The sequence below is a fragment of the Kribbella sp. NPDC049227 genome (assembly GCF_043197265.1).
Taxonomy (GTDB): domain Bacteria; phylum Actinomycetota; class Actinomycetes; order Propionibacteriales; family Kribbellaceae; genus Kribbella.
Genome location: NZ_JBICST010000002.1, coordinates 851128 through 866790 on the forward strand (window position 1 = coordinate 851128; position 15663 = coordinate 866790).

Below are 15663 nucleotides of genomic sequence, written 5' to 3' on the forward strand. Positions count from 1 at the left end.
GAGGTCGGGAATGGCGAGCACACCCTCGAGACGGACGCTCCTGACGGCGTCTCTGGCCGGCGTCGCCGCGGCGGGTCTGACGGCGCCGGCCGAGGCGGCAGCGCGGTCCCCCCGCGGGACGATCCGGCGGATCGACGAGATCGTGGCGGCGATCCGGCCACCCGGCGTCGGCATCACCGTTGCGGTGAGCAAGCACGGCCGGACGATCTTCACGAAGGGTTACGGCCTGCGCGACCGTGGCGAGCCCGACGTGTTCACCGGCGAGGACTTCTTCGAGGTCGAGCAGCTGGACGACCGGCTGCACCTGTCCCGGGGCCGGCGCCCGGCGACCAGGGACACGATCTACAACCTTGGCTCGATCAGCAAGGGCTTCACCTCGGCCGCCGTACTGCGGCTGCACGAACGCGGCAAGCTCTCCGTCCACGATCCCCTCGGCAAGTATCTGCCCGGTTATCCACGCGGGGCCGCGATCACGCTGCTCCAACTCCTGCAGCAGGTCAGCGGCATTATCGACTACAACCAGTTCCCGCTGTTCGAACCGGCGTACGACGCCTTTGTCGCGAGCGGCGAGCGGGATCACTCGGAGGTGGTGGCGAAACTGCAGACCCTGCCGCTGCAGTTCGCACCGGGATCGCAGTACGCCTACAGCAACACCAACTACCTGCTGCTGGGGCTGGTCGTGCAGAAGGTGACGCGGATGACGCTGGGGGAGTACCTCGCGCAGTCGTTCTTCCGGCCCCTGCGGATGCGCGACACCAGGCAGAGCTATCCGGCGCTGGGCAGCCGGGACGTTGCCCTCGGCTACTACGCCGAGGCGGACGGCGTACGCCGGGCGTACCAGTGGAACCTGCCGTGGATGCTGGGCGCGGGTGGAATCACGGGGACCGCGGGAGACCTCGCGCGCTGGGATGCGGCGCTGCTGCGGCCGGGGCTGTTCCGGGCCGAGACGCTGCGGCTGATGTTCACGCCGAACCTCGGCAGTTATGCGTGTGGATGGGTCGCCCAGACGTACGCGGGCAAACCGCTCATCTGGCACAACGGTACGGTCGGCGGCTTCCATGCGATGCATGCGTTGTTCCCCGACGACGGGATCGCGGTGGTGCTGCTCGGGAACGACCAGACGACGCAGGCCCAAGTCGACCCGAGTGCGACCGCGGTGTTCGACGCGATCACCGCGGCGCGGTAGGCCGACGTGCTGACTTACACCATCCGCCGGTTGCTGGTCTCGATCCCGGTGATCATCGCGTCGACGTTCATCGTGTTCCTGCTCGTCACGCTGTCAGGCGATCCGCTGGCGAACCTGAAGGGACGCAACCCGCCACCGTCGCCGCAGGTCGTCGCGGTCGAGGCGGAGCGCCTGCATCTGGATCAGCCGGTCCTGCAGCGCTATTGGACCTGGATCACCGGCGTGGTGCACGGCGACTTCGGGCCGTCGGTCCGCACCAACGTCGACATCGGCCATGAGATCGTCACCCGGTTCGGCGTCACGCTGCGGCTGATCGCGGTCGCCGTCGTCCTCGCCTTGCTGCTGGCGGTGTTCGTCGGCGTGGTCAGTGCGGTGAAGCAGTACTCCGGGATCGACTACGGCTTCACCTTCGCCGCGTTCCTCTTCCTGTCGATGCCGTCGTTCTGGTTCGCGGTACTGCTCAAGCAGGGCGGGATCTCGCTGAACAACCTGGTCGGTGGGCAGGTCGTCTCCACGATCGGGGAGAGATCGGTCATCGTGGAGGGCGGGACGTGGGCCCATCTCACCGACGCGGCCGGCCACCTGGTGCTGCCGACCATCTCGCTGGCGCTGATCTCGTTCGGTGCGTGGAGCCGCTTCCAGCGAGCCTCGATGCTCGACGTACTGAACAGCGACTACGTTCTGTTCGCCCGGGCGAAAGGGCTGTCGCGACGCCGGGTGGTGATCAAACACGCGCTGCGGACGGCGCTGATCCCGATGGTGACGATCACCGCGCTCGACTTCGCCGCCCTGATCTCGGGGGCGGTGATCACCGAGACCGTGTTCCAGTGGCGTGGACTCGGCGACTTCCTGGTCAGCTCGATCAACGAGCGCGACGCGTACGCCGTACTGGCGTGGCTGCTCGTGGTCGCGGTCGCCGTCATCGTCTTCAACCTCATCGCCGACCTGTTGTACGCCCTCCTCGACCCACGGATCCGCTATGAGTGAGCATCTCTCGACCGTCGCCGCACCCACCACCCGGCCGGTCAGCACCGTCAGGCAGCGCAGCCAGCGCGAGTTGGTCCTGCGCCGATTCCTCCGGCACAAGGCGGCCGTGATCAGTCTGGTCCTGTTCGTCGCGATCGTCCTGCTGGCCTTCGTGGGTGGCGCGGTCTGGCAGTACGGGTACGCCGACATCACGCCGGCGGCGTCCGTGCCGCCGTCGGCCCAGCATCCGTTCGGCACCGACAACCTGGGTCACGACACCTTCGCGCAGGTACTGCGGGGCACCCAACGATCGATCGAGATCGCGTTGCTGATCGCTTTGCTGGCAGGGCTGTTCGGCACGTTGTGGGGTGCCTTCTCCGGCTACTACCGCGGTGTGACCGACAGCATCATGATGCGCATCGCCGACCTGGTCCTGACCCTGCCGTTGCTGGCGGTCGCCGCCGTACTCACCCGGGCGACCTCGGGCTCGTGGTGGTTCGTCGCGCTGGTGATCGCCGCTCTCCAGTGGGCCTACGTCTCGCGGGTAGTGCGCGGCGTCGTCCTGTCGCTGCGGGAGAAGGAGTACGTCGAGGCCAGCCGGGCACTCGGCGCGACCGACCGCTGGATCATCTTCCGGCATCTGATTCCGAACGCGCTCGGACCGATCATCGTCAACGTCACGATCCTGGTCGCGGCGGCGATCCTCGTCGAGACCGCACTGTCGTTCCTCGGTCTCGGCGTACAGCCACCGGACACCTCGCTCGGCCTGCTCGTCAGTGAGGCCGACACCGCGGTGAGCACACGGCCCTGGCTGTTCTACTTCCCCGGCGCGTTCATCGTGCTGATCGCGCTCACCATCAACTTCATCGGCGACGGACTGCGGGACGCGTTCGATCCGACCCAGCGGAAGGTGCGCCCGTGAGTGACCGCGAGACAGTGCTCGAGGTCGAGGACCTCACCGTGTCGTTCCCGACCGAGGACGGCCTGGTCCGCGCGGTCCGCGGCGTCAGCTACGCACTGCGCCGCGGCGAGGTACTCGGCATCGTCGGAGAGTCCGGCTCGGGCAAGTCGGTCACCTCGATGGCGGTGATGGGCCTGCTGCCGGCCTCGGCCCGGGTAGGCGGCTCGGTCCGGTACCGCGGGCAGGAGCTGATCGGTGCCCCGGACAAGGAGTTGCAGCGGATCCGCGGCGGCCGGATCGCGATGGTGTTCCAGGACCCGATGACGTCGCTGAATCCGGTCTACCCGGTCGGCGACCAGATCGCCGAGGCCGTCCGCGCGCACAACGACGTCAGCGCGGCGGCCGCCCGCGAACGGGCCGTCGACCTGCTCGCGGCGATGCAGATCCCACGCCCACGGGAACGGGCCCGCGACTTCCCGCACGAGTTCTCCGGCGGCATGCGGCAACGAGTGGTGATCGCGACCGCGATGGCGAACGACCCGGACGTGATCATCGCCGACGAGCCCACCACGGCCCTCGACGTCACCGTGCAAGCCCAAGTCCTGCAGGCGCTGGAGACGGCCCGCGCCGCGACCGACGCCGCGATGGTCCTGATCACCCACGACCTCGGCGTCGTCGCCGGATCGGCCGACCGCGTCCTGGTGATGTACGCCGGACGCCCGGTCGAGCTCGGTGGTGTCGACGACATCTACTACGCGCCACGGATGCCGTACACGCTCGGACTGATCGGGAGCCTGCCACGGCTGGACGGGCGGTCGGAGCGTCTGGTCCCGATCACGGGTGCACCGCCGTCCCTGCTCGATCTGCCGCCGGGCTGCCCGTTCGCGCCGCGATGCCCGATGCGGGCGGAGATCTGTGACACCGATGAGCCCGATCTCCTCGCGGTCGGCGCGGCCGATCATCTCGCGGCGTGCCACTTCTCCAACGATCTCGAAGGAAGGCGACCGGAGGACGTGTTCGCTCAGACGTCGCTGGACAGTGCGGGAGGAACCCGATGAGCGAGCAGCCGCTGCTGTCCGTGCAGAACCTGGTCAAGCACTATCCCGTCCGGAGCAAGGGCGTGCTCCGCAGGCGCAACGGCGACGTACATGCCGTCTGCGACATCTCGTTCGACCTGCATCGCGGTGAGACCTTGGGCCTGGTCGGCGAGTCGGGCTGTGGCAAGTCGACCACCGGTCGCGCCGTCCTCAACCTGCAACCTGCGACAGCGGGCAAGGTGGTGTTCGACGGCGAGGACCTCCGTGCGGTCGGCTCGGCCCGGATGCGCAAGCTCCGGCAACGGCTGCAGATCGTCTTCCAGGACCCGTACGCGTCGCTCGATCCGCGGATGACCGTGACGGACGCGATCGCCGAACCGCTGCGCATCCACGGCCGGTACGACGCCGAAGGGCCGGCCCGGGTGCGCGAACTGCTCGCAACCGTCGGGCTGAACCCCGAGCACGGCAACCGGTATCCGCACGAGTTCTCTGGTGGCCAACGGCAACGAGTCGGCATCGCGCGCGCCCTTGCCCTGCGCCCCGATCTGCTCGTTCTCGACGAGCCGGTGTCGGCCCTGGACGTGTCGATCCAGGCCGGCGTCGTCAACCTGCTCGAAGACCTGCAGCAGGAGCTCGGGCTGGCGTACTTGTTCGTCGCCCACGACCTGTCGGTGGTGAGACACATCGCCGATCGGGTCGCGGTGATGTACCTCGGCCAGATCGTCGAGATCGGCAACCGGGACGAGCTGTTCGACCGTCCGGCTCACCCGTACACGCAGGCGTTGATCTCCGCGATCCCGCTACCGGATCCACGCCGGGAGCGGATCCGGGCCCGGGAGCGGATCGTGATCAGCGGTGACGTGCCCAACCCGGTGAGTCCGCCGAGCGGTTGCCGCTTCCGCACCCGTTGCCCGAAGTTCGCCGTACTGACTGAGACCGAGCAGAGTCTTTGCGTGGAGGAGACTCCGGCGCTGACCGACCGTGGTCAGGGGCATCCGGCGGCGTGCCACTACGCCGAGGTACTCACCGTGGTGTAGCCAGCGCCCGGAGCGGATCGGCGAGCTTCCTGGCCAGCTCGGGATCCGCGGCCTCGATCTCGGGCAGGAGTACGTCGATCGATGCGCTGAACGCGCGGGTCAGCTCGCCGGTGTCGAGGGAGCGGACCAGTGTGTCCTCGACCGGCTTGGTGATTGCCTCCGGCAACAGGTGGAAGCCGCGGCCCTGGGATGTCGGTACGCCGTGGCGGAGGCACATCAACGCGAGCAGGTGATCGCGGAGTCCACTGATCATGTACTCGGCCTGCCAGTCCTTGCCGCGGGCAATGCTGGAGCGGGCGTGCAGCGCGTACAGCCAGGCCATGCCGATCAGGTCCTTCGCCGCGGCTTCGGCGAACGGCTGCTGCTCGCTCGCTTCGCCGAACAGCAGCGCGAACGTCGGACCGAGCGCGCCGAACTCGCCCGCGGGCGCGAACGCGATATCCACCTGGAGGGTGTTCCGCAGCAGGAAGACGCGGTAGACCGTCCCGCGCACCCGCATGTCCAGGTGGGCCACGCAGTCGTGGTCGCCGTACATCCGGCCGGTCCAGTCGTCGAGTACGGCGGCCTGATCGGCTCCGTCCGCGAGGCCGAAGGCGAGGTCGATGTCCGACCACTCGTCCTCGGCCCCGGCGGCCGCCGAGCCCGTCAGTGCCGCAGCGGCGATCCGGTCGTCGTGCTCAGCTGCTTCGATCAGCCGGTTCCGCAACCGCAGGCGTTCCTCCACTGTGAACATCCGCCAAACTTAACTTGGGCAGGGAAGCCTCGTTCACGAAGGCGTCCCGCGGTCGCTGGACCGACGCCAGCGAGACGATGTCGCGGCCGTAGATCGCGGCCGCGAGCCACACGGACAGCACGCGCATCTTGCGGTCCCAGGTCGGGACGGCCAGGACGTGATAGCCGCGGTGCATGAGCCAGGCGAGGAAGCCCCTGACGACGATCCAGCGGAACTGGAAGATCCCGGTGCCCAGGCCCAGGGTCGCAACGGCCCCGAGCGTGTGGTGGATGTAGTTCTTCGGCTCGCGGCCACGCAGCGACGCCAGCAGGTTCTTCGCCAGCCGCTTCCCCTGGCGTACGGCGTTCTGCGCGTTGGGCACCGTGGACGCCCCGGGGACCGGGGAGGCGAGGTCCGGGACGGCGGCGTCGTCGCCGGCTGCCCAGGCGTCCGGGACCACTTCGGCCTCGGTGCCGACCCGCAGATCGGCGCGCGTCTGGATCAGACCACGTTCCGTCACCGGCAGGTCGGTGTGGCCACGCACCAGTCGGGTCGCGGCGTTGCCGGCCGTCCAGACGAGCAGCTCCGTGTCGTACTCCGTCCCGTCCGACAGGATCACGTGGCCGTCCTCGGCCGACACGAGGGTGGTGTCGAGGTGGAGGTGTGCGCCACGCCGTTCGAGCAGCGAACGCACCCACTTCCTGGGCCCGTCGGTGACCTCGGGCAGGATCCGCTGGGTCGCCTCGACCAGGTGGAAGGCCAGATCGTCGCGGCTCAGCTCCGGGTACTTCTTGAGCAGGGCGTTGGCCAGCGACAGGAGCTCACCGAAGCCTTCGACGCCGGCGAAGCCGCCACCCACGAACGTCACGGTCAGAAGGCGCTGCCGCTCCGGCCCGGGCGGAAGCACGGACGCCTCGTCGAAGGCGGTGAGCAGACGGTCGCGAATCGCGACTGCCTCCTCCACGTGCTTCATGCCGATCGCGCGGTCGGCGACACCGGGCAGGTCGAACGTCCGGGTGACCGCACCGGCGGTCACCGCGATGATGTCGTACTCGAGCTCGTACTCGGCCCCCTTGACCGGCTGGATCGTCACCGTGCGCCGGGCATGCTCGACCCTGGTCACCGATCCGGCGATGAGCTTGGTGTGACGCAGGTTCCGCCGCAGCGAGATCGCCGCATGCCGAGCCTCGACCGACCCGGACAGCACCTCAGGCAGGAACGGCTGGTACGTCATGTACGGCCGCGGATCGATCACAACCACCTCGGCCTCACCCCGCCGCAGCTTCTTCTCCAGCTTCCACGCCGCATAGAAGCCGGCGTACCCACCACCGACCACAACAATCCTGCGCACGAACATCTCCTCCATCGATTCCTCACTAACTAAGACAGGGCAGCCCACCGATTTGTGACATGCCACCGCGCCCTGCCCGCAGTCTCGTCAGCCCATGGCCCTCGGCGCCACCCAGCTGAACCAACCGACCACCATCTCACCCCACAGGCCCCTCGTTTCCGCCCTTTCCGGAAACTTGCAGCCCCCAGGCGCAACTTTCTTTCCGGAGAGCCGTCCTTCCGACGTCGTTCCCGTCGCCCGCCTGGCCTCGCCGACAGCAAGCTGACGTGCCGGCGACCGTCAGGATGCATCGCAGGTCGACGCAATGGCAGAGAGTGCTGTTGATGTGACGGTGAGTAGGTCATCATGCTCGTACGGCGCGCCGGGTAAGACTGGGGACGTGGGTTCGGTGCGGGCGTCTGTCGGCGAGGCTGATCCCGTCGACCGCGCCAAAACCGCCAAAGCCTGCACGGTGTGTTCCCGCCATGTAAGGATTTCTCATGCGTGATGACAGCATGGCTGGAGGTCCGCCTCAGAGTCTGCGATGGATCGGAGGCGCGAATCTACCAACGATGGGTGGGTGGCGGATCAACGCCACGGAGTTCTTCGCTGAGCTCCGCCTCGACCGCAACTCCGTTGAATTGCGACTCCGGGGTCCACTTCATCGAATAACTCGTGCAGAAAGCCTTCATGCGAATCCAGGCGATCTCGTGGAAGCGTTCCCGATCAGGTCGACTCTCCGGTTCCGTGGTGTGGGATTCAGGCGAACCGACGGGCGCGAGTATTACTTCAAGACGTCTCAATCCGACAATATCTTGCACGCCTTGCGGGACTTCGGATTCCAGGTGTCGGCGGTTACGCAGCCAGCCGCTGATCTATGGCGACTGAAGCCTTGAACACAGGAGCCGACAACCGGCGACCACAACCTCTCATCCCAACGGAATTGTTGGCGGATTCGTCAAGAGGTACGGCGAGGTTTCCGATGGCTGATATCTTTGATTCGTGGCGAAGATGCGGTGTGTCTGTGGGGAAGTTGTCCGTGACGATGATCCTGTCGATACGTTCTTAGTGATCTCACACAGCGATTATGATGTGGAGCTGGACAGTGCTGTGCTAAGAGGGCGTTCGAAGGAGATTTGGAGATGCTCGAACTGCGCTCGGCTGTGGGCATTTTGGGATGATTTCGGCGCTCCGTATCAGTATCTTCCGGTTGGGCGCGGGCAAGATCGCAAGAGTCTGCTCTCACGTTGGCGAAAGAAGCGTGCGTGATTCAAACGATTTCACCGTCGCCGTTGTCGGAGGTTGTCGGAGAAGATGACGTCTATCAATCAGGCATTGGCATTGGACGGACTGCACTTCGATTTGCTGAGGTTCGACGAGGCGGAGGCGCTCGACGGACTGCCCTTGGCGCAGTTGACCGTCGAGGCAACCGGATACGTGACTTGGGCCGGGCAGGCAGTTGTAGCCGGGCGCTAGCCGGTGAGGTTGGGGGTGGGGCGGAGTTGGCGGCGGGAGGTTATGCCTAGTTTGGTGAAGACTTTGCGGAGGTGCCATTCGACGGTGTGCTGGCTGAGGAAGAGCTTTGCGCCGATCTCGGCGTTGGTGAGGCCGGTGCCGGCCAGTTCGGCGATATGGGCTTCCTGTGCGGTGAGGCCGTCGCCGGCGCGGCGGGTTACGCCGTTGACGACCTCGCCGGTGGCCGCTAGCTCACTGCGCGTCCGTTCGACGAAGACGTCGGCGCCGGCTGCGGTGAACATCTCGTACGCCGTCCGGAGTTGCGTGCGAGCGTCCTGGCGACGGCCCTCCCGGCGCAGCCACTCGCCGTACAGCAGATGGGTCCGGGCGAGATCCACCCGGGCGCGGGTCCGGCCGAGGAGCACGACGGCCTCCTCGTAGTCGGACTCCTGCCCAGCCATCAGCGCGCGCGAGCGGGCGAGCAAACCGAGCGCCCAGTTGGTGCCGCTGGCACGCGCCATCCCCGACAGCCGGTCGAGAGCGTCCGCGGCCAGGTCGGTCCGGTCGCACCGCGTCGCGGCCTCGACCAGCTCCGGCAGGGCCCAGTTGGCCACGCCGAAGTCCTTCGGATCCTCGGTGGCGGCTCGGGCGAATTCGAGCGCCTCCGGATAGCGAGCGAGCCCGTTCATCAGGAACGAGCCGGCCCACTGGGTGAAGGACATCCCGCCGCCTTCGCCGCGTGCCCTCACATCCTCCAGACTCTCCACGATCAGCGGGGTGGCCTTGGCGACGTCACCCCGCCAGACCGTCAGCCCGAGCGTGCCGTACGGCGCCAGGCCGAGCCCGGTCGCGTCGGAGATCGTCCGGATCTCGGCCACGAGCGACGTGGCCGCCGCGAGCTGCCCGGCGAACAGGTGCAGGAACACTCGCGAGTTCAGCACCAGCGGAAGCCCGGCGAGATCGCCGAACTCACGCGCGATCCGGATGTGCCGGGCGGTGAGCACATCCCAGTACTCGTCGTCCCAGAGATCCACGGCGGTACGCGAGGCCAGCCACAACCACCGCAGATCGCCCGGCTCGGCGAGCTGCTCGTCGGCGAATTCCCGGAGCGCTTCCCGAGCCAACGGGACCGCTACCGCGTACCCGTCGGTGAACATGATCGCCTCGGTCTCCAGCAGCAGGTCGTGCTTGCGGCGCTTCGCCGGCTGTGGTGCCGCGCGAGCGGCCCGCGCCACGTCGGTCTGTGGAGAGCCCGGGCCGAGGCGGCCGGCGAACATCGCCGCCGCCATCGCGTCGAGGTAGGTGTCGCGGGCAAGGTCGGCATCCAGCGGTTCGAATCGCCGGGCGGCGTCCAGCAGCAGGTGGGCGGAGTCCGCAGTGTGACCCGAGGCGAACCCGATCTGTGCCCGGAGCAGGTTCACCTGGGCTGAGTGGAGAGTGCCGACTGAAATCTCGTCGGCGGTGACGAGCAGTTTCAGCGCAGTCTCGAACGCACCTGCGCCGAGGGTGACCTGCGCCGCGGCGAGGGCACGTTGCGCGCGCAGGGCCGGGTCGGGAGTCAGCTCGGCCGCTCGCTGCAGGAACGCGGCCGTGGCCGCGACACCGCCACGGCGCTGCGCCCGGTCGGCGGAGCTGATGAGTTCAGCGGCGATGTCCTCGTCGGGCCCGTCCGCTCCGTTGGCGCGGTGCCAGGCGCGCCGGTCGGGATCGTGGCCGGGGTCGATCGCCTCGGCGATGGCTTGGTGGACCTCGCGACGATCGGCCCAGGTCGCTGCCCGGTACGACGCCGATCGCACCAACGGATGCCGGAACCGCACCCGGCGACCGATCTCGAACAGACCGGCCGTCTCTGCCGGCCCGGCAGCACTCACCGGGATCCCGAGAATCCCGAGCGCCCGGAGCAGCAGCGGTACGTCGCCGACCGGCTCGGCTGCGGCGGTGAGGAGCAGCATCTGCGTCTCCGCCGGAAGCCCCCGCAGCCGCTGCGCGAAGTTCTGCTCGATCTGACTCGCGAGCGGCCGGGCGTCCGGGCGCTCGAACCCACCGGCCAGCTCGGCAGCCGTCAGACCGTGCGGCAGCTCCAGGAGGGCGAGCGGGTTGCCGCGGGTCTCGGCCACGATCCGATCGCGGACGTGCTCGTCCAGCCGCCCCGGAACCACGGAGTCGAGCAGCGCGCTCGCATCGGGGTCCGACAACCGCCCGACGGTCAACTCCGGGAGCCCGCGCCATTCAGGACCGGTCACAGGCTCGCGTACGGCGAACACCAGGCCGATGCGGTCCGCGAACAGGCGACGTCCGACGAACGTCAGGGCCTGCGCCGAGGCTTGGTCGAGCCACTGTGCGTCGTCGATCACGCACAGCAGGGGCTTCTCGTCGGACGCCTCGGCCAGCAGGCTCAGTGCCGCCGCACCGACCAGAAACCGGTCCGGTGGCCCACCTGCCTCGAGGCCGAACGCGACGGCGAGCGCCTCGCGCTGTGGCCGGGGCAGCTGATCGGTGTGATCCAGCAACGGTAGGCACAACTGGTGCAGACCGGCGAACGGAAGCTCCATCTCGGCCTCGACGCCCGCCGCGCGGGCGACCCGGCATTCACCGGCGTGGCCGGCCAGGTAGTCGAGCAACGCGGACTTCCCGATGCCCGCCTCACCCCGGACGACCAGGACCTGGCCCTGGCCGGAACGCACTCCGGCCACCACCCGATCCAGGTGGGCACACTCGGCCCGCCGCCCGCGCAGCTCCTGTGCCGCCCCGCCGATCGTCACGAATCCACCACCCCTCACCTGAGGCTAGTGCCCGGCGCCGATCGACGACAGCGAACCCCTGAGGTGTCTCAGATCCGCGATCTGCTAGGGGTTCGGCGTCAACTTGCCTGGGCGGAGAGGTCCGCGGTGAGGAGTTGTTCGAGGCCGGCCAGCTCGCCGGCACTGGACGCCAACGCCAGCGCACGACGGAGCCGATCGTGTGCCGCGGGGGCGACCGGATGACGGGGATCGGACGACAGCCGGTCGCGGGCGCGCTTCACGAGTTGCCTGGCGTTCGGCGCTGCGATGTGCAGCCTCTCGGCGATCTCGCGGTACGGGTACTCGAAGCCTTCCCGTAGTACATAGGTGGCGCGTTCCGCGGGTGACAGTCGCTCCAGGAGGAGTCGCACGGCGTGGTCGACGGCCTCACGGCGTTCGATCACCGTGTGCGGATCGACACCGCCTTCCGCGGTCTCCTCGGACAGCCACGGGGCGACGTACGTCTCGTGCCGGTGCCGGGCGGACTGGACGACATTGATGGCGAGCCGGCAGGTCGCGGTGGCGAGGAACGCCGCGGGGTCGGCGACGGCGGCCCGGTCGGTGCGCTGCCAGCGCAGCCAGACGTCCTGGACGATGTCCTCGGCCTCGTGCACATTGCCGACGATCCGGTAGGCGATCCGGAACAGGCGTGGACGGAGCCGGACGAAGTCCGACACCGCTTGGTCGAGAGTGGCGGTCGGCGTACTCACGGCGGGACTCCTTCAGTCGTCGCTGGGGGCTTGCGAAGGACTACTGACACCGTCCCGGACCGACCGTGGTCGGCGCGCCCTGGAAGTCCGTGGTCGAGTCCGTGGTCTCCCTGGGGTGTCACAGCCGCGGCCGCTGCCCGGTCCTAGGTGTGCCGACCGGTTCGCTGAGCCCAGGAGCGTGAGATGAAGCCGACGATCGAGACCGAACGACTGCTGATCAGGGCGTGGCGCGACACCGATGTGCCGGACGCGCTGGTCATCTACGGCGACGAGCAGGTGACCCGCTGGCTGACGCCGGCCATGAGCCGGATTCCGGACGAGCCGGCCATGCGAGAGGTGCTGCACGACTGGGCGGCCCAGGACGTGGCACCGGCCAGTCACTGGGCGGTCGAGCTGCGCGAGTCCGGGCGGGTGATCGGTGGAGTCGCCCTGCTCCGGCTCGAGCCATGGCAGGACCTCGAGGTCGGCTGGCAGCTCGCCCGTACGGCGTGGGGTCACGGCTACGCCTCCGAGGCGGGGGAGGCGGTGGCGCGGTGGTCGATGCACAAGGTAGATGTCGAGGAGTTGTTCGCCCTGGTCAGCCCGAAGAACGCCCGCGCCGCGGCCACGGCCGAGCGGATCGGCATGGAGCCGATCGGCGAGACGGATCAGTACCACCACCAGCGTCTGAACTTGTACCGCCTCCGCCACGACGATCTGGCCTACCGCGACGACGAGGCGGTGTGACTGAGCAGACAGTCACAGATCGGTGCCGTACGTGGTCCTAGTGGTGAGACCACCGCCTGGAACGCGAGGAGATTCCGATGAGTACCACCGAACAGCAGATCGCCACGTCCGTCCTGGTGATCGGATCCGGTGGTGGCGGTCTACGGGCCGCGATCGAGCTGGCCGAGCAGGGCGTCGAGGTACTGGTCCTCGGAAAGCGCCCGCGGTCGGACGCCCACACGTCACTGGCCGCCGGCGGGATCAACGCGGCCCTGGCCACGATGGACCCGGAGGACTCCTGGCAGCAGCACGCGGCCGACACGCTGCAGGAGAGCTACCTGCTGGCGAACCCGATCACGGTGCAGATCGTCACCGAGGGTGCCGCCCGCGGCATCGAGGATCTCGAGCGGTACGGCATGCCGTTCGCCCGCGAGGCCGACGGCCGGATCTCACAACGCTTCTTCGGCGCCCACACGTACCGTCGGACCGCGTTCGCCGGTGACTACACCGGCCTGGAGATCCAGCGGACCCTGGTCAACCGTGCTGTCCAGCTCGGCGTCCCGATCCTCGACACCGTGTACGTCACCCGCATCCTGGTGCGGGACAACACCGTCTTCGGCGCCTACGGGTTCGACCTGACCACCGGGCGGCGCTACGTCATCCACGCCGACGCGGTCATCCTCGCCGCGGGCGGTCACACCCGCATCTGGCGGCGTACGTCGTCCCGTCGCGACGAGAACACCGGTGACTCGTTCCGCCTGGCGGTCCTTGCCGGGGGCAAGATCCGTGACCCGGAGCTCGTCCAGTTCCACCCGTCCGGTCTGCTCGAACCCGAGAACGCCGCCGGCACCCTGGTGTCCGAGGCCGCGCGCGGCGAGGGCGGGCAGTTGCGGAACGCCCTGGGGGAGCGCTTCATGGCGCGGTACGACGCCGAGCGGATGGAGCTGTCGACGCGGGACCGGGTCGCGCTCGCGGCGTACACGGAGATCAAAGAGGGCCGCGGTACGCCGAACGGCGGGGTGTGGCTCGACGTGTCGCATCTGCCGCGCGAGACGATCATGCGGCGGCTGCCGCGGGTCTACCAGACGCTGCTCGAACTCCAGATGCTCGACATCACCAAGCAGCCGATCGAGATCGCACCGACCGCGCACTACTCGATGGGTGGCGTCTGGGTCCGCCCGGAGGATCACGGCACCGGTGTCGACGGGCTGTACGCGATCGGCGAAGCGGCCAGCGGTCTGCACGGCGCGAACCGGCTGGGCGGCAACTCACTGATCGAACTGCTGGTGTTCGGCCGGATCGTTGCCGAGGAAGCGGCGAAGTACTCGATCGGCCGGCAGTCCCAGGAGCGATCCGCGGAGGCGGTCGCCGAGGCGCGGGCCGAGGTCGACGGCCTGCTGGCGAGCGATGGTCCGGAGAACGTACGGGCGTTGCAGCGGGCTCTCCGCGACACGATGACGACGCGGGCGGGTGTCGTGCGCGACGAGGCAGGACTGGAGGCCGGGCTGTCGGAGCTGACGGACCTCGAGGACCGGATGACGCGGATCGGCGTACACCCCGACATCGCCGGCTACCAGGACCTGGCCCACGCGTTCGACCTGAAGTCCTCGGCCCTGGCCGCGCGGGCGACCCTCGACGCGGCGCTCGAGCGACGTGAGTCCCGCGGCTGCCACAACCGGTCCGACTACCCGCACCTGGACGAGTCGCTGCAGGTCAACCTCGTGTGGTCCGGGCCGGGAGCGGTGGAACGTGAGGCGATCCCACCGATCCCGGACGAACTCCGCAAGCTGATGCGCGACGACATCTCGACCGACGGCAAGCTGGTCGAGTGACCCGTACACCGGCCCGGCGCTGGGTAGAGCGCCGGGCCGGTCCGACTACTGGCCCTGGGTGAGGGCGTCGGCGAACTTCTTCCCGTCCTGGATCATCTGCGCATCGGTGCGCGGGCGCTTGGTCGCCGATGTCCAGGCGGTGCCGACCATCACGACGATCTTGCCGTTGGTGACGGCGCAGTCCCGGGCCCGCTCGTCCGAGCTGTAGCAGGAGCCGCCGGCGACCTCCTCGATCGGTGCCTTCACCCCGAGGAACGCCTCGTCGAGTTCGGCGAGCGGCCCGTACGCCGTCACGGTGTACAGGTAGGAGCCCGGCGTACCGCGGGACGCGGGCGGCTTGTTGGCGTAGAACTCCGCGGTGACCCACTTGTACTTCTTCGCGCGGGTGTCGTGCCACGACGGGGCGGACTCGACCGCGTAGTACCCGCCCGGCAGCGTCTTCGGCCAGCTGATCTGCGCGATGTCCGGGGCCGACGAACCGCTGCCGCCGCCGATCCCGTCCTTGAGTCCGACGGCGTCGAAGACGTTGTTGCGGAAGTCCTTGTCGATGACGAGGAACAACGCCAGGAGCGCGACGACCAGGACAAGGATCCCCACGACCCGCTGCCCGGCCGACGGCTTCTTCTTCGGCGGCGGACCAGGCTGCTGTTGCTGGAACCCCTGCTGCTGGAACCCCTGCGGTTGCTGGAACCCCGGCTGCTGGAAGCCCTGCGGCTGCTGATATCCCGGCTGCGGTTGGTACCCCGGTTGGTAGCCGGGCGGAGGTTGATATCCCGGCTGATATCCCGCCGGGCCGGGCTGCGGACCAGGCTGCTGGCCCGGTGGGTAGCCCTGCGGCGGGCCGGCGTACCCGGGCTGAGCCTGGGACGGCGGGGGATAACCACCCTCTGGGGGCTGAGACATGAACGACAGAACCTTTCGTCGGCAGCTCGATCCCCCCGGCGGAGATCCTAAATGATCCGGCCTAGACCGCGGGACCAGGGTCGGTTGACCGGTAGTGGTCGATTTCGTT

General features: G+C 68.5%; 13 protein-coding genes. 8 read left to right on the plus strand and 5 right to left on the minus strand.

What is annotated here, in order from left to right; all coding sequences use genetic code 11:
* The first annotated feature begins 10 nt into the window (after positions 1-10).
* The 5 genes from ACGFH6_RS10840 to ACGFH6_RS10860 are packed head-to-tail and all read left to right on the plus strand — an operon-like array spanning position 11 to position 5127.
* Positions 11-1186, plus strand: a complete 1176-nt coding sequence (locus tag ACGFH6_RS10840; RefSeq protein ID WP_393382472.1) for a serine hydrolase domain-containing protein — start codon at positions 11-13, stop codon at positions 1184-1186.
* Positions 1187-1192: 6 nt separating this feature from the next.
* Positions 1193-2173: an ABC transporter permease gene (locus tag ACGFH6_RS10845; protein ID WP_393382474.1), complete on the plus strand. Its 981-nt coding sequence runs from the start codon at positions 1193-1195 to the stop codon at positions 2171-2173.
* The gene (locus ACGFH6_RS10850; RefSeq protein WP_393382475.1) at positions 2166-3074 is read left to right on the plus strand and encodes an ABC transporter permease; all 909 of its coding nucleotides are present in this window, start codon (positions 2166-2168) and stop codon (positions 3072-3074) included. Before ACGFH6_RS10845 ends, ACGFH6_RS10850 begins: the two co-directional genes overlap by 8 nt.
* On the plus strand, positions 3071-4111 hold the full coding sequence (locus ACGFH6_RS10855) for an ABC transporter ATP-binding protein (protein ID WP_393382477.1): 1041 nt from the start codon (positions 3071-3073) through the stop codon (positions 4109-4111). The genes ACGFH6_RS10850 and ACGFH6_RS10855 overlap by 4 nt, the downstream gene beginning before the upstream one ends.
* The gene (locus ACGFH6_RS10860; protein WP_393382479.1) at positions 4108-5127 is read left to right on the plus strand and encodes an ABC transporter ATP-binding protein; all 1020 of its coding nucleotides are present in this window, start codon (positions 4108-4110) and stop codon (positions 5125-5127) included. Before ACGFH6_RS10855 ends, ACGFH6_RS10860 begins: the two co-directional genes overlap by 4 nt.
* On the opposite strand, the gene ACGFH6_RS10865 is transcribed toward ACGFH6_RS10860, so the two are convergent.
* Both ACGFH6_RS10865 and ACGFH6_RS10870 read right to left on the minus strand, forming a co-directional pair.
* The gene (locus ACGFH6_RS10865; RefSeq protein WP_393382480.1) at positions 5114-5860 is read right to left on the minus strand and encodes a nucleotidyltransferase domain-containing protein; all 747 of its coding nucleotides are present in this window, start codon (positions 5858-5860) and stop codon (positions 5114-5116) included. The two genes, ACGFH6_RS10860 and ACGFH6_RS10865, sit on opposite strands and share 14 nt — an antisense overlap.
* Positions 5805-7190 (minus strand): NAD(P)/FAD-dependent oxidoreductase, encoded by a 1386-nt coding sequence (locus ACGFH6_RS10870; protein WP_393382482.1) that lies wholly within the window; start codon positions 7188-7190, stop codon positions 5805-5807. Before ACGFH6_RS10870 ends, ACGFH6_RS10865 begins: the two co-directional genes overlap by 56 nt.
* Before the next feature lie 1293 nt (positions 7191-8483).
* On the opposite strand from ACGFH6_RS10870, the gene ACGFH6_RS10875 reads away from it, so the two are divergent.
* Complete coding sequence (locus tag ACGFH6_RS10875) at positions 8484-8645, plus strand: hypothetical protein (RefSeq protein WP_393382484.1); 162 nt, start codon at positions 8484-8486, stop codon at positions 8643-8645.
* On the opposite strand, the gene ACGFH6_RS10880 is transcribed toward ACGFH6_RS10875, so the two are convergent.
* Both ACGFH6_RS10880 and ACGFH6_RS10885 read right to left on the minus strand, forming a co-directional pair.
* Positions 8642-11386, minus strand: coding sequence for an AAA family ATPase (locus ACGFH6_RS10880; RefSeq protein ID WP_393382486.1), 2745 nt, complete (start codon positions 11384-11386; stop codon positions 8642-8644). The genes ACGFH6_RS10875 and ACGFH6_RS10880 overlap by 4 nt on opposite strands.
* A 98-nt stretch (positions 11387-11484) precedes the next feature.
* Entirely contained in the window at positions 11485-12114 is a 630-nt protein-coding gene (locus tag ACGFH6_RS10885) for a sigma-70 family RNA polymerase sigma factor (RefSeq protein WP_393382488.1), read from the minus strand.
* Between the two features lie 183 nt (positions 12115-12297).
* Between ACGFH6_RS10885 and ACGFH6_RS10890 the strand changes: the two genes are divergently transcribed.
* Together ACGFH6_RS10890 and ACGFH6_RS10895 are read left to right on the plus strand one after the other, a co-directional pair.
* Positions 12298-12840 (plus strand): GNAT family N-acetyltransferase, encoded by a 543-nt coding sequence (locus ACGFH6_RS10890; protein WP_393382490.1) that lies wholly within the window; start codon positions 12298-12300, stop codon positions 12838-12840.
* A 77-nt stretch (positions 12841-12917) separates the two neighbouring features.
* Positions 12918-14651, plus strand: a complete 1734-nt coding sequence (locus ACGFH6_RS10895) for an L-aspartate oxidase (protein WP_393382491.1) — start codon at positions 12918-12920, stop codon at positions 14649-14651.
* A 45-nt stretch (positions 14652-14696) separates the two neighbouring features.
* Here ACGFH6_RS10895 and ACGFH6_RS10900 read toward each other — a convergent pair whose 3' ends face one another.
* On the minus strand, positions 14697-15554 hold the full coding sequence (locus tag ACGFH6_RS10900; RefSeq protein WP_393382493.1) for a hypothetical protein: 858 nt from the start codon (positions 15552-15554) through the stop codon (positions 14697-14699).
* Positions 15555-15663: the final 109 nt, after the last annotated feature.